The 13,695-nt window shown below is 57.5% G+C and carries 11 protein-coding genes; 3 read left to right on the plus strand and 8 right to left on the minus strand.

Features of this window, described 5'->3' with window-relative positions; all coding sequences use genetic code 11:
• Positions 1 to 579 precede the first annotated feature (579 nt).
• A complete protein-coding gene (locus JUK32_RS09645) occupies positions 580 to 1,551 on the plus strand; it encodes an integron integrase (protein ID WP_204138660.1) in 972 nt (323 codons plus the stop codon).
• Positions 1,552 to 1,629: 78 nt separating this feature from the next.
• Here the strand turns inward: JUK32_RS09645 and JUK32_RS09650 are convergent, their stop codons facing one another.
• The 6 genes from JUK32_RS09650 to JUK32_RS09675 all read right to left on the minus strand — a co-directional run bounded on the left by JUK32_RS09650 (position 1,630) and on the right by JUK32_RS09675 (position 7,645).
• Positions 1,630 to 2,634 (minus strand): ABC transporter ATP-binding protein, encoded by a 1,005-nt coding sequence (locus tag JUK32_RS09650; protein ID WP_204138650.1) that lies wholly within the window; start codon positions 2,632 to 2,634, stop codon positions 1,630 to 1,632.
• A 124-nt stretch (positions 2,635 to 2,758) separates the two neighbouring features.
• Positions 2,759 to 3,772, minus strand: a complete 1,014-nt coding sequence (locus tag JUK32_RS09655) for an ABC transporter ATP-binding protein (RefSeq protein WP_204138651.1) — start codon at positions 3,770 to 3,772, stop codon at positions 2,759 to 2,761.
• 167 nt (positions 3,773 to 3,939) lie between these two features.
• Positions 3,940 to 4,830: a nickel transporter permease gene (gene nikC, locus JUK32_RS09660; protein WP_204138652.1), complete on the minus strand. Its 891-nt coding sequence runs from the start codon at positions 4,828 to 4,830 to the stop codon at positions 3,940 to 3,942.
• Positions 4,830 to 5,753, minus strand: a complete 924-nt coding sequence (locus JUK32_RS09665) for an ABC transporter permease (protein ID WP_204138653.1) — start codon at positions 5,751 to 5,753, stop codon at positions 4,830 to 4,832. The genes nikC and JUK32_RS09665 overlap by 1 nt, the downstream gene beginning before the upstream one ends.
• Before the next feature lie 80 nt (positions 5,754 to 5,833).
• On the minus strand, positions 5,834 to 6,001 hold the full coding sequence (locus JUK32_RS09670) for a hypothetical protein (RefSeq protein ID WP_204138654.1): 168 nt from the start codon (positions 5,999 to 6,001) through the stop codon (positions 5,834 to 5,836).
• A gap of 6 nt (positions 6,002 to 6,007) precedes the next feature.
• Positions 6,008 to 7,645, minus strand: a complete 1,638-nt coding sequence (locus JUK32_RS09675) for an ABC transporter substrate-binding protein (RefSeq protein ID WP_204138655.1) — start codon at positions 7,643 to 7,645, stop codon at positions 6,008 to 6,010.
• 242 nt (positions 7,646 to 7,887) lie between these two features.
• Here JUK32_RS09675 and JUK32_RS09680 point away from each other — a divergent pair, with 242 nt between their 5' ends.
• Both JUK32_RS09680 and JUK32_RS09685 read left to right on the plus strand, forming a co-directional pair.
• Positions 7,888 to 8,889 (plus strand): DUF6963 family protein, encoded by a 1,002-nt coding sequence (locus JUK32_RS09680; protein ID WP_204138656.1) that lies wholly within the window; start codon positions 7,888 to 7,890, stop codon positions 8,887 to 8,889.
• A 19-nt stretch (positions 8,890 to 8,908) separates the two neighbouring features.
• On the plus strand, positions 8,909 to 10,354 hold the full coding sequence (locus JUK32_RS09685) for an amidohydrolase family protein (protein ID WP_204138657.1): 1,446 nt from the start codon (positions 8,909 to 8,911) through the stop codon (positions 10,352 to 10,354).
• A gap of 16 nt (positions 10,355 to 10,370) precedes the next feature.
• Here the strand turns inward: JUK32_RS09685 and JUK32_RS27475 are convergent, their stop codons facing one another.
• On the minus strand, positions 10,371 to 11,156 hold the full coding sequence (locus JUK32_RS27475) for a lysozyme inhibitor LprI family protein (protein WP_204138658.1): 786 nt from the start codon (positions 11,154 to 11,156) through the stop codon (positions 10,371 to 10,373).
• 153 nt (positions 11,157 to 11,309) lie between these two features.
• On the minus strand, positions 11,310 to 13,349 hold the full coding sequence (gene ligA, locus JUK32_RS09695) for an NAD-dependent DNA ligase LigA (RefSeq protein ID WP_204138659.1): 2,040 nt from the start codon (positions 13,347 to 13,349) through the stop codon (positions 11,310 to 11,312).
• Positions 13,350 to 13,695: the final 346 nt, after the last annotated feature.

The following is a 13,695-nucleotide window of genomic DNA, read 5'->3' on the forward strand; positions in this document are numbered from 1 at the left end:
GGGAGTTCAGTCATGACCAAAGCCTAACATCCTCTGCTAGCTCATCGCTTGAGTCAACCTGGTTGAGCAATTACCAAACTTTTTCCCAAAGTTCGCATTGAAATTGAATGATTTGATGCAATATCTCCTTCAAAGTGAATTCTGATTCTACTCATTTAGTCATCTCTATAATGATTTATATCTTAATCACTTCAGCTTCTTGATACAGGGGAACGAAAATATTTCAAGTTTAATCCATATAAGCTTGGTGACAACTGAAAGGGTTCGTTAAGTTTCTTGACGAATATAGGGTTGATTTAATTTTCTTTGTATGGCTCAGGTGTGTGGGAGCAAAGCAGGCTAACTATATATTCAACGTCAGATCTGCTGGCTAATCCCCCGCGACCCCACAGGTATATCGCAGATCTGCTGGATAACACCTAATTTCTGGGGCATTATACGACAACTTTACTATCTAACTCCATGCTTTCGGGGTGTTAGATAGCAAATCTGATAGTTAATTCTGGGAATAGAGAGTGTTATCCAGCAATTTTGACAGATAACACCCCAAATAGCGGCATTATCCAGCATCTACCTCCCATGACACTGCCTCAGAAACCTCGCTTGCTTGACCAGGTGCGTCAGTCCATACGGCTGCGACATTTCAGCTTAAAAACAGAGAAGTCTTACGTCTACTACATTCGAGATTTCATCTTGTTCCACCAAAAGCGCCATCCTAGCGAAATGGGAGTCGATGAAATTCGGGCTTACTTATCCCATCTTGCAGTAGAGCGGCAAGTCGCAGCCTCTACGCAAAACGTTGCCTTAAGTGCGCTTTTGTTTCTCTACAAGCAGGTTCTAGAGCTAGAGCTGCCGTATATTGACAATATTGAACGGGCCAACCGCCCCAAACGCCTGCCAGTGGTTTTTACGAGAACAGAAGTCAAACAAGTGCTCAGCCGTTTAGATGGCATGAATCACTTGATCGTGAGCTTGTTGTATGGCAGTGGCATGCGTTTGATGGAAGGATTGCGGCTTCGAGTCAAAGATCTGGATTTTGAGTATCGGCAAATTACGATTCGGGATGCTAAAGGTCATAAAGACCGCGTTACGATGTTACCCACCGCAACGATTGAGCCGCTGAAGCTACAGCTTCAAAAGACCCAACAGCTGCATCAACAAGATTTAGGTATGGGGTATGGGGCGGTGGAGCTCCCTTATGCTCTTGCTCGCAAATATCCGAATGCTGACAAGGAATGGAAATGGCAGTTTGTGTTTCCCTCATGGAAGCGCTCTGTTGATCCTCGCAGTCAGCAGATCCGACGGCATCATGTTTATGAGCAATCAGTACAAAGAGCCGTCAAAAAAGCAGTGCAAACCGCAGGCATTCATAAACATGGCGGTTGCCATACGTTGCGTCATAGTTTTGCGACTCATTTACTAGAAGATGGCTACGATATTCGCACGGTACAAGAGTTACTCGGCCATAAAGATGTCAAAACCACAATGATTTATACCCATGTGTTGAATCAGGGTGGACGGGGTGTGAGAAGCCCGTTGGATTCGTACTGAACGGATCGAGTCGCGGTTGCTTCATCATTGAGTTGCGGCTACTGTCCCACCTGTTTTTTAACGGTTTTGGCTTAATCATTAATGAACTAAATGGCAGGCGACGAAATGCCCATCGCCCGCGTCTTTGAACTCCGGTTCGGGGGCGTAGCGGCATGCCTCGATCGCAACGGGGCAGCGGGTGTGGAAGCGGCAGCCCTGGGGCGGATTGGTGGGGCTGGGCACATCCCCTTCCAGGATGATGCGTTCCCGTTTGGCCTCAATGGTGGGGTCGGGGATGGGGACGGCGGACAGTAGCGCTTGGGTATAGGGATGCAGCGGATTTTCGTAGAGGGCCACGCGATCGGCCAGTTCGACCACTTTGCCCAGATACATGACGGCGACGCGATCGCTGATATGCCGCACCACGCTCAAATCATGGGCAATGAACAGGTAGGTCAAGCCCAGCTCATCCTGTAGCTTTTGCATCAGGTTCACTACCTGCGCCTGAATGGAGACATCCAGCGCCGCAATGGGTTCATCCGCCACAATGAATTTGGGATTCACCGCCAGGGCGCGGGCGATGACGATGCGCTGCCGCTGACCGCCGGAAAACTCGTGGGGATAGCGGGTGATGAACTTGGGGTTGAGGCCCACAATGTGCAGGAGTTCGGCAACGCGATCGCGCTTCTCTTTTCCCGTGGCTAGCCCGTGAACCTCTAACGGTTCGCCGACGATGCTGCCCACGGTCATGCGCGGATTCAGCGACGCATAGGGATCTTGAAAGATCATCTGCATCTCGCGCCGCTGCTGCCGCAGACTCTCCCCTTTAGCGGCGGTGAGTTCCGTTTCCTCGAAATAGACTTTGCCACCCGTCGGTCGCTCTAGCTGCAAGATGGCTTTGCCCGTGGTGCTTTTGCCGCAGCCTGACTCGCCCACCAGTCCTAACGTTTCGCCCTGGCGCACGTCGAAGGTGATGCCATCCACCGCTTTGATGCTGCCGACTTGCCGCTGAAAGATAAGCCCCTGCATGACGGGAAAGTGAACTTGCAAATCCTCAATGCGGACTAGGGTTTGGGTCTGGGGAGTGGTGGCGGTGGTGGTCATGGGGGAGGAGGAGTGGATGGGTGGCGGAGTGGCAGAGTGATGGGGTGGCAGGGTGATGGGGTGGCAGGGTGATGGGTGCTGTGATCTCATACGTAAGACCTAGGACCTCACCCCTGAGCCTTTGCTAGTGGGCGATCGCGCGGGCGGTTTCCAGAACGGCGGCACCGTTGGGTTTGACCCAGCAGGCGACGGCGTGGTTGGGGCGATCGCTGACGGGTTCGAGGGTGGGGTCTTCGGTGTGGCAGCGATCTATGACGTAGGGGCACCGAGCCGCAAAGGGGCAACCCTGGGGATAGTCCATCAGATCGGGGGGCATCCCATCGACGGGTTTGAGTTCGGCTTTTTGGGCTTCGTCGAGGCGCGGAATGCTTTGCAAGAGGCCGAGGGTGTAGGGGTGGCGCGGATTGGCGTAGAGCTGATCGAGGGGGGCAGACTCCACGATTTGCCCCGCATACATGACGAGGATGCGATCGGCGAGGCTGGCGAGCAGTGACAGGTCATGGGTAATCCAGATGACGGCCATGTTCAGCTCTTCCTTCAGCCGTTTCACCAGTTCCACGATTTGGGCCTGAATGGTGACGTCTAGCGCGGTCGTCGGTTCATCGGCAATCAGGAGTTTGGGGTCGCAGGCTAAGCCCATGGCAATCATCACTCGCTGGCGCATCCCGCCCGAAAACTGGTGGGGGTAGTTGCGAATGCGATCGCGAGCCGCTGGAATGCCAACGTGTTCCAGCAGTTCGATGGCGCGATCGCGGGCCGCCACCTTGTCGAGTTTCATGTGCACCCGAATGGACTCGGTAAGCTGCTTTTCCACCGTCAGCACCGGATTCAGCGAGGTCATCGGGTCTTGAAAGATCATGGAAATACGATTGCCCCGCAGCCGCCGAATCGCCGGCAGACTCAGCTGCAGCAAGTCTTGCCCTTCAAACATCACCTCGCCCTGGGTAATTTTGCCGGGCGGTTGCGGAATCAGTCGCATCACCGACAGCATGGTCATGCTCTTGCCGGAGCCAGATTCGCCCACAATACCCACCGTTTCCTGATCGTTGACGTGAAAGGAAACGTCATTCACCGCATGGACGACGCCTTCGCCAGTGTAAAAGCGGGTTTGCAGGTGCTTGACGTCGAGTAGAGGCATGGGTGGGGGAGTGGGGGTGAGGGGGTGAGGGTGGATGAAGTAGGTGAGTGGATGAGGTAGGGGAGTGGGTGGAGTAGCAGGTTGGGGAGAATATCCAAAGTTAAGAGGTTTGAATTTTGAATTGGTCTCCTAACTCAACCCTGAAAACTCAACACTCAACACTTCATTCACGTGCGTTGTTGGGGATCGAGTGCTTCCCGCAGGGCGTCGCCGAGGAGGTTGAAGCCAAGGACGGTAATGGCGATCGCCAAACCGGGAAACGTCGTAATCCAGGGCGCTCGTTTGAAATAATCGCGACCCGCAGCGAGCATCGCGCCCCATTCTGGCGAAGGGGGTTGAGCGCCTAATCCCAGGAAGGAAAGGGCCGAAGCCGACAGCACCGCTACCGACACCCCCACGGTCGCCACCACAATAATGGGCGACAGAATGTTGGGCAAAATGTGGCGGAACAGCAGCCGCACATGTTGCGCACCGACCGCCTGGGCCGCCTTGAAATACTCCTTATTTTTCTCTACGAGCACTGCCCCGTAGGTGATGCGGGCATAGAACGGAATCGAGCTAATGCCCACCGCAATCATGGCGTTGGTCAAACTAGGGCCGAGCACCGCCACCGCTGCCAACGCAATCAGCGTCTCGGTAAACGAGAAGAGCACATCAACCGCCCGCATCAGGGCAGTTTCGACCCAACCGCCCACATAGCCCGCCACCAGCCCCGTCAACACCCCCACCGTCATGGAGATGCCCACCGCAATCAGCCCTACATACAGCGTTAGTCGAGAACCGTACACCATGCGGCTAAACAGATCGCGGCCAAATTCGTCGGTGCCAAACCAAAACTCTGAATTCGGGGGCGTGAGCGCCGCACCGACCCCCAACTCCGTTGGATCGTGGGGGGCAATGACGGGGGCAAAGATGGCCGTTACCACCAGCACCAGGCAAATCGACCCTCCCATCTTGGCGCTGGGACTTTTGAGCAGCCGCTTGAGAAACTGACCAAAATCTTTGACCTTGGCGGCGGCGATGCTGGTATTTGAAAGCGTGGCAACCGGCTGAGTCATTAGCTGTATTTAATGCGGGGGTCAATCCAGACGTAGAGAATGTCTAGAACAATGGAGACGACGACCACGACCGTGGCAAAAATCAGGATGAACCCCTGAATCGTCGGGTAGTCGCGTTGAAAGATCGATTGGATCGCGAGGCGACCAATGCCGTTCCAAGCGAAGACGTTTTCCACCACGATCGCGCCCCCCATCATGTAGGTGAATTGCAGGCCCAGCATGTTGACCACATTGATCAAGCCGTTGCGCAGGGCGTGACGCGAGAGCACCAGCGTTTCTGCCAACCCCTTGGCCCGCGCCGTGCGCATGTAGTCTTGGGACAGCACATCCAGCATGGACGATCGCGTTAGCCGTGAGACCGCTGCCGCATTCGCCAGACCCAAGGTGACGGCTGGCAAGATCAGGTTTTTGAAATCCGTCCCCGACACCGGCAACCAGCCCAGGCGAATGGAAAAGACATACATCAGCATCAACCCCAACCAAAAGCTGGGAATCGAAATGCCGATAATCGCCCCCGTCATCAGCGATGTGTCGAGCCAGGTGCCGCGTTTATAAGCGGCAAAAAAGCCAATGGGCACCCCCACCAGCATGGTGATCAGCAGGGCACTCAGCGCCAGCGCCAGGGTATTGGGCAGACGCACCAGCAGCAGTTCCAACACGGGCTGGTTGCCGCGAATGGTGGTGCCAAAGTCGCCCTGCAAAATGCGTCCCATGTACATGAAGTACTGCTCGTAAATGGGGCGATCGAGGCCGAGTTGCGAGCGAATTTGCTCAATCTGCTCCGGCGTGGTCGATTGCGACTGGGCAAACATAATTTGCACCGGGTCGCCCGGCACCAGATGAATCAGCAGCGTCACCGCGATAGTCGTCACCCAAATGGTGAAAATGCCGCTCAGAATGCGCTTGAGAATATATCGAGTCATGGAGGCTGGCTTTACGTTTGTTAACGGTTAATGCCGTCTCTGCTGCGGTTATTCAACGTAATTTGCGGAAAATTAAACGTTCATTCTGAACGATTAGTGAAACGGGAAAATCTCACGATCGATCGCCAGGGCGAAACAGGTTGGGAATCACCGTTGGGAATGACCCAAGATTTACCAACAAACTGCTTCGCCCCAACGGGCCATGCCGCGATCGCCCAATACGGCGGCGCGATCGCGGCACAAATCATGATGCGTTATTGCACCAATTTGATGTCGTTAAACAACGGCCGGTTGAATGGCCCAATCACGAACCCATCGACGGCTGAGGTAGTGGTATAGATCCACAACCAACCCGGCGTGTAGAGGGGCACATGCACCGCATTTTCTAGCAGGTACTGCTGAGCATCTTGCACCGCCGCCAGCCGCGCTTCGGGGTCAACCGTGGTACGAGTCGTGTCTAGCAGAGCGTCCAACTCGGGAGTTTGGTAGCCGCTATAAGCCCCCGGCGAATGCCAGAGCTGGTGCAAAATGTCGGGGTCATACCAGGCCCAGCCCATCATGTCGAAGGTGCTCTGACCGCTATCGGTCTCATTTTCCTGCTTGACGCGGGCGTTCATCGTGCCGATATCCATGGTTTCGATTTCGGTTTCGATGCCGACTTGGGCCAGTTGGTTTTGGAATACCTGCACCATCTTTTCGCGGTTGCCGCCGACCCAGGTCATCATCGTGACCGTGAGGGGATTCTCCGGGCCATACCCGAGTTCATCCAGCAGTTCCTGGGCTCTGGCCGGATCGTATTCATAGCCATGCTCTGCGCAGAACTCCTGGTCATTGCCCAGCACCCCGCGCGCGACCGTACACTTCTCGCGCTTCACCACATCGCCGAAGACGATATCGATCGCGGCATCGGGGTCGATCGCATAGGCCACCGCCTGCCGCGCCCGAATGTCATCAAACGGCGGTCGGGAAATCGTGAACTCAAAGAAGACGTTCTGTCCGGTTTGTTCCGCGACGTACAGTTCCAGCGAATCGTCCGCACGAATCGCTTCCAGTTCTTCCAAGGGCGGTTCGGCGATGATGTCAATTTCTCCCGTTTGCAGACCCGCTAGGCGAGTTTGCGGTTCAGGGATTTGCTTGATGACCAGCTCATCCAGATAGGGCGCACCGGCATTTTCAATGGGCCGACCAAAGTTCTGATAGTCCGCATTCTTTTCCAGGACGATCTCGTCACCCTTGGTCCAGCTCACCAGCTTCCAGGGGCCAGTGCCCACCGTCGCGCTGACGCCAAAGTCGTCGCCCAATTCCTCCGCACTGTCGCAAATCTGGCTGGAGAACGGATCGGCCATGAAGGCAATGAACGCCCCAAAAGGCTGTTCAAAAGTGAATTTCACCGTCAAATCGTCAACGGCTTCCACAGCGGTGATCGGCCCCCAAGCGCCGCTGGTAACGCTCGGATTTTCGGCGTCGATCGCGCGCTCAGCGGTGTACTTCACATCATTCGCGTCAAAGGGCGTGCCATCGTGACAGACGATGCCCTCATTCAGCACAAAGGTCGCCTCTAAACCGTCATCGCTCACGGTCCATTCTTTCGCCAAGTTGGCGACCACTTCGCCATTTTCATCAAAGGCCAGCAGCGTATCGTAAATCTGGTCAAACACCTGCCAAGACAAGGTGGTGGTGGTGCGCTGCGGGTCGAGGGAGTCGGCATCGCCGTACCGTGCCCAAACGACAGAACCACCTTCGGTGGGGGTGCCCGCTGCGTCCGTAGCGGTGTCTTCGCCCGGGTCTGTTGTGGCCGTTTGGTCGCCGCCGCAACCCGCGATCGCCAACCCGATCAGCGATAATCCAGCCAGCAATTTACCGGCGCGTTTGGGGTGAAAGTTGAAACTCATGCTTTGGGGGGTCTCCTCAATTTTCTCTATCTGCTCAAGCAGGGGGCCGAGTTTGCCAATAGCTAGGAACTTATTGAAAGACCATAAGGGGGAAGCTCATCTAGGGAGAATTTGTGCAGATAAGTTTAAGGTTTGGTTAGGAACCAGGGCAGACATGCTTCGCTGGGGATGTCTTGCCGTCTTGAGACTCAGCGTCAAATATCAACCAATGTTAATGCGGGGGCGAGTGACCGAGTGGCCCGATGGCCCCATCACTCCCCGCTGACGAGGTTGCCGTCCTTTCTCCCCGCCCGCTTATGACCATCGCGATCGCCGCCTATGGCCCCCATGCCGGTCTAGCTATCTTTCAAGCCTTACAAGCTGCTGAAGCGGTTGGTGAGGGCGCGATTCGCGGCTTCGTCACGCTAGCTGTGATGACTCCAGCCGGGACGTTGCAGCGCTTTGAAACGCAACGGGGTGGCACCCGCACCTTATTCACAGCAGGCGAGACCACGGGGGTCGCACCGCCCGAGGCGGTGCAAGGGGCGATCGCGGCGGCGCTGATTTCCTCTGGCCCCGATCGCCCGACGCCGCTGTCACAATTTCTCACGGCTGATGCCTCGGCGGGACTCGTCACGGCCCATCGCGTCCCCCAAGGCCCCAGCGTCAACGGGCTCCCTCTGAACGTCGAAGTTCTGCACGCCCTCCAGTCGGGCCAGTCGGCGCAGCAGGCCACCGCGTCCGTGTTAGCCGCCAATCCCCAAGCGGATGTGGGGTTTATCACGATCGATCGCAACGGCAACCTACATCTGCAAAACTCGCCCCGGGTGCAACAGCGCCCCGATCTGGGCCGGGCTTACCGCGAAGATGCCGCCACAGGGGCCAAATTGGGAGTGTTGCACAACGCGATCGCCCCCGCGACATCCCTCGCGCCCCTGGTGGCCGATATCGGCTTTCGGTGCCTGGTGGAGCCGGAGCCGGTGGTCGGCCAGTTCACCCTTGTTGCCGGGGTGCCCATCGTCTACGGGAAAGTCGATGCGGTGGACGTGGACGAGCAGGGGATAGCGCACAGGGTGGTGACGAGCGATCGCACCTTCACCGATCGCGATCGCTCCGGCGTCGGCATCTATCTCCATAGCCTCGTGCGTCAGCGGGGTCAGATTATCGGCAAAACCTGCTTCGAGCCGATCTGTATTGTGAGCGGCGGCCACATCGTCGAAATGAGTGGTCAAACGAGTTTGCACATTAGCTACACCCATCCCTAAACCGCTGTGAGGTCACTCCATGTCCAGCCTTGCCACTGATTTGATCATTCGTCACGGCACCGTGATTGATGGTACCGGGGCGGCCCGAGTCCGGGCCGATGTGGCCGTCACGGGCGATCGCATCACCGCCATTGGCGACCTCTCCCATCTCACCGCAGGGCATGAAATCGATGCCACTGGGCGCATCGTGGCTCCGGGCTTTATCGACGTACACACCCACGACGATCGCCTGCTGCTGTCGCACCCAGCGATGACGCCCAAGCTCAGCCAAGGCGTCACGACCGTCGTCACGGGCAACTGTGGCATCAGTCTCGCACCGCTGACAGTTACGGATCGCCCACCCCCCCCACTGGATTTGTTGGGAGATCGCCCCTGGTATCGGTTCGCCACCTTTGCGGCATACATCGCTGAACTCAAGGCCCATCCCCCGGCCATCAACACCGCACCGATGGTGGGCCATTCCACCCTGCGCGTGGCGGCCATGGCGGACGTGCGTCACCCCGCCAGTCCACAGGAGATTGAGGTGATGCGATCGCTGCTGCAAGAGGCACTGGAGGCGGGGGCGATCGGGTTTTCCACCGGCCTGTTTTATCCCACCAACAAACCCGCTCCCCAAGAGGAAGTGATTGCCCTGGCGGCACTGCTGGCTCCGGTCGGCGGCATCTACACCACCCACATGCGCGACGAAGCCGACGATGTGGAAAAATCCCTGGACGAAACCTTTGCCACGGCCCAGGCCGCTGGCGTTCCCGTGGTGATTTCCCATCACAAATGTTCGGGCCGGGCCAACTGGGGCCGCAGTGTCCAGACGCTCCAAAAAATTGACCAAGCGCGATCGCGCCAGCCGGTCGGGTTGGACGTGTACCCCTATGCCGCGAGTTCCACCGTGCTCATGCCAGAGCTGATGGATGACCAACTCCGCACCCGCATCACCTGGTCGGAAGCGGCCCCGGAAATGGCCGGACAAGATTTGAGCGCGATCGCCCAGCAGTGGAACTGTACCCAAGCAGAAGCGGCGGCACGTTTGCAACCGGCTGGAGCGGTTTACTTCCAAATGGATGAAGCCGATGTGCAGCGCATCCTCGCCTACCCCCACAGCATGATCGGTTCCGATGGGCTGCCCCACGATCGCTTTCCCCATCCCCGGCTATGGGGCGCATTTCCCCGCGTCTTGGGCCACTACGCCCGCGATCTGGGGTTATTCTCGCTGGAGGAAGCAGTACATCGCATGACAGGACTGTCCGCCACCCAATTTCGTCTGCGCGATCGCGGGGTGCTGCAACCGGGAGCCTGCGCCGATATCACGATTTTTGATGCCGACACCATTTTGGATCAGGCCAGTTTTGAACATCCGACGCGCCACGCCAGCGGCATCGAGTACGTGGTGGTGAATGGGGCGATCGCTTGGACGCCCCAGGGCTCTACCGATTGCCGTACCGGGCGCGTGTTGCAGCGGCCAGATTAATCTTTACGAGACAGCGCTACAGGGAGCGGCTCTCGACTTGGTCTTGTAAATTTTGAGTTTGCAGCGCCGTGACCGTGGCCAGGCAAACGTTAGTGTCGCCAGCCTCAAAGGCGCAGTGGGCATCCCGATAATCCAGCCAAGCCAGTTGCGCGTCCGTCAACTGGTCTTGGGCCGGGGGCGGCAGCAGATCCTGGAGGTCTTGATAAACCACATTCAGCGCTGCATCAGTCGTCTCCAAGTCGGTTTGCGTAGGGGCGGTCTGGGTCAACAGGGCGGTGCGCTCTTGGGTGAGCTGAGTCATGCAGGTGCCATAGATCAGGGGTTGTATCGAGCCCCCCGCATACTGCCCCTGCACAAAGTCACAATACTGATCGCGGTAAGCAATCCACGCCTGCTCGGCGGCCACTAGCTGGTCGGCTTGGGCACCACTCACCGTCGATAGATTGGCCTGGTAGGCGTTGTTGAGTTGCACATCAGCCCGCTCATATTCCGCACCGGCACAAATATTCATCTGGGTTTGGGTGTCCGGGCTGGCACATTCGGCGGGCAATTCCGGCACGGGCTGGGGCTTGGGGGCTTTCGCCTGAGCGGCTTGATCTGCGCTGTTGGTCGGAGTCGAGGTCGCCGCATCCGCATCCTCAGCCTTCGCCGCGTCGGTGGTTGCGGTCTCCGACTGTTCTGTGGTCGGGTTGGGGGCCGCGTCGGTGGCTGTGTCTTCAGCCGCGTTCGGCGTCGATTGGCAAGCGGCGATCGCCCCCAGCATCACACTGAGAACAAGCCCCTGTTGTAACGATGTAAACACCCGGTTCGCCATGCTGTCCTTTGCCAATCTGTGACGCTATTCAGAATAGCTTGTGATTTTCCTGACGTAGCGCGGGCTGGGCATCTTTTGCGATCGGCATCATCCCAATTGCGAACCGTCCCAACCCGTTGACTTCAACTCGGCTCGATGGTGCTACTCCGCTTTGCCAATGAGCTCTAGCAACTCGGCCTCTGATAGTTGAGGCACACCGAGTTTTTCCGCCTTCGCAAGTTTAGAGCCCGCATCTTCACCGGCCACCAGATAAGAGGTTTTTGAACTGACGCTGCCGGTCACTTTGCCGCCCGCCTGTTCAATCAGGGCTTTGGCCTCGTGGCGACCGAGGGAAGGCAGGGTGCCGGTCAACACCAGGGTTTTACCCGTCAGCGGCAAGTCTTCGGAAGGTGTCTGAGGGGCAGTTTCCGAACTTTCTAGCTGCACTCCAGCGGCTCTGAGCTGGTCGATCAGGTGCCAGTTGGCGGGGTTGCGCAACCATTCATACACCGACTGAGCAATCTCGGGGCCAATGCCGTAGACCGCTTCGATATCCTCAATTTTGGCGGCTTTGAGGGCATCCACCGAGGCAAATTCCTGAGTCAAAACCTTGGCATTGACCGTGCCCACATGGCGAATGCCGAGACCGTAAAGCACCCGCGACCAGGGCTGTTGTTTAGAGGCGGCGATCGCCTCCACAATTTTGGTCGCCAGCTTTTCGCCCATGCGATCGAGCTGCATGAGCTGGTCAACGGTGAGGTCGTAGAGATCGGCGACGGACTGGACGAGGCCCTGATCAACCCATTGCTCCACCCATTTGCTACCGATCCCATTGATATCCAACGCATCGCGCCGCGCCCAGTGAATCAGCGCCCCCCGCACGATCGCGGGACAGGAGACGTTGATGCAGCGCGTCACCGCCTCGTCTTCCGGTTTTACCAGGGTCTCGCCACATTCGGGGCAGTGGGTCGGCATCTGGAAGGGCTGAGCAGCCGCTGGGCGCAGTTCCGGCAGCACCCGCACCACTTCGGGGATGATTTCCCCCGCTTTGCGCACAACGACCGTATCGCCAATGTGCAGGTCGAGTTCTTGGATGCGATCGCTATTGTGCAACGTCGCGCGGGAAACCGTGGTGCCCGCCAACTGCACGGCGTCGAGTTCCGCCACGGGGGTGACGGCTCCGGTGCGGCCCACCTGCACCGACACCGCTTTGACCAGGGTGGGCACTTCTTCAGCGGGGTATTTGAGGGCGATCGCCCAGCGGGGAAACTTTTGCGTAAACCCTAACTGCTGTTGCAGCGAGAACTCATTGAGCTTCACCACCACCCCGTCGGTCAGGTAGGGCAACTCATGGCGGGCCGTTGACCAGCGATCGTAAAAGACGGCGACCGCGTCAGCGGTTTGGCATAGCGCCCGATTGGGATTCACTTTGAAACCCAAAGCTTGCAGGGTTTCGAGGGACTCGGCCTGGGTGCGAGGGAGTGACAGGCTCCCCGCCTCAGCGGTGTCAGGAATGATTAGCGTGTAGGCAAAAAAGTCGAGGCGGCGATCGGCCACAATGCGCGAATCGAGCTGTCGCAGAGTGCCCGCCGCCGCATTACGCGGGTTGGCAAAGAGGGCTTCGTCATTCGCTTCGCGCTGCTGATTGATCCGCTCAAACTCGTGCAGGGGCAAAAACGCTTCGCCCCGCACTTCCACTCGTGACGGCGGCGAGTCGAGCCGCAACCGCAGGGGGATCGACCGAATCGTTTTCAGATTTTGGGTAATCGCTTCCCCCGTGACCCCATCCCCCCGCGTCAATCCCTGCACCAAAATGCCGTTTTCGTAGGTGAGGGCGATCGCAGATCCATCAATCTTCAGTTCGGCCACCGCTGCCGCTTCTCCGACTTCGGGGGCTTGGCGCTGCCATTTTTCTTGCCAGGCGCGATATTCCTCAATGCCAAAGGCGTTTTCCAGACTGTAGAGAGGGATGTTATGGCGCACGGAGTGGAACTGACTGGCCGGACGCTCCCCCACGCGCTGGGTCGAACTGTCGGGCGTAACTAAGTCAGGATGCTGAGTTTCCAGATCTTGCAGTTGGCGATAGAGGCGGTCATAGACCGCGTCTTCCATCACAGGCTGGTCGAGCACGTAGTAGGCATAGCTCGCCTTTTGCACCTGCTCCCGCAACTGCTGAATTTGCTGTGCTACGGCGTCGCCCATCGGTGTCTGACCTCACGTTTCCGACCCCCAGTTTACCGTTCTTAACGGGGCTTCTCTAGCGCCGTTGGGCAATGTCACGCATTTATATGAGCCGGAAATTGTATGGCCTATTTTGAGATGGGTGTCGCCGAGTCAATTGTGATGATCGGTGCTGAAAGGTGACACGACTTGGAAGGTTAATGCTCCCAATGAGGATCGTGAGCGCACAATGTCGGCATCGAGTTTCCCAACCCAGCCATGTGGCCCCAAATTGAGCAACGCCAGATTTCCTAAGGGACTTGCGCGCAAAAAAGATCCCCATGAACCGAGTTTCGACTCCGCTCAACTTTCGATACTGGTAGGTTGA

The sequence above is a fragment of the Halomicronema sp. CCY15110 genome, assembly GCF_016888165.1.
Classification (GTDB): domain Bacteria; phylum Cyanobacteriota; class Cyanobacteriia; order Phormidesmidales; family Phormidesmidaceae; genus Halomicronema.

Excerpts from the sequence above, each read along its gene's own strand:
- JUK32_RS09645 (WP_204138660.1), top strand. The coding sequence starts at position 580 with ATGACACTGCCTCAGAAACCTCGCTTGCTTGACCAGGTGCGTCAGTCC.
- JUK32_RS09650 (WP_204138650.1), bottom strand. The coding sequence starts at position 2,634 with ATGACCACCACCGCCACCACTCCCCAGACCCAAACCCTAGTCCGCATT.
- JUK32_RS09655 (WP_204138651.1), bottom strand. The coding sequence starts at position 3,772 with ATGCCTCTACTCGACGTCAAGCACCTGCAAACCCGCTTTTACACTGGC.
- nikC (WP_204138652.1), bottom strand. The coding sequence starts at position 4,830 with ATGACTCAGCCGGTTGCCACGCTTTCAAATACCAGCATCGCCGCCGCC.
- JUK32_RS09665 (WP_204138653.1), bottom strand. The coding sequence starts at position 5,753 with ATGACTCGATATATTCTCAAGCGCATTCTGAGCGGCATTTTCACCATT.
- JUK32_RS09670 (WP_204138654.1), bottom strand. The coding sequence starts at position 6,001 with ATGATTTGTGCCGCGATCGCGCCGCCGTATTGGGCGATCGCGGCATGG.
- JUK32_RS09675 (WP_204138655.1), bottom strand. The coding sequence starts at position 7,645 with ATGAGTTTCAACTTTCACCCCAAACGCGCCGGTAAATTGCTGGCTGGA.
- JUK32_RS09680 (WP_204138656.1), top strand. The coding sequence starts at position 7,888 with ATGGCCCCATCACTCCCCGCTGACGAGGTTGCCGTCCTTTCTCCCCGC.
- JUK32_RS09685 (WP_204138657.1), top strand. The coding sequence starts at position 8,909 with ATGTCCAGCCTTGCCACTGATTTGATCATTCGTCACGGCACCGTGATT.
- ligA (WP_204138659.1), bottom strand. The coding sequence starts at position 13,349 with ATGGGCGACGCCGTAGCACAGCAAATTCAGCAGTTGCGGGAGCAGGTG.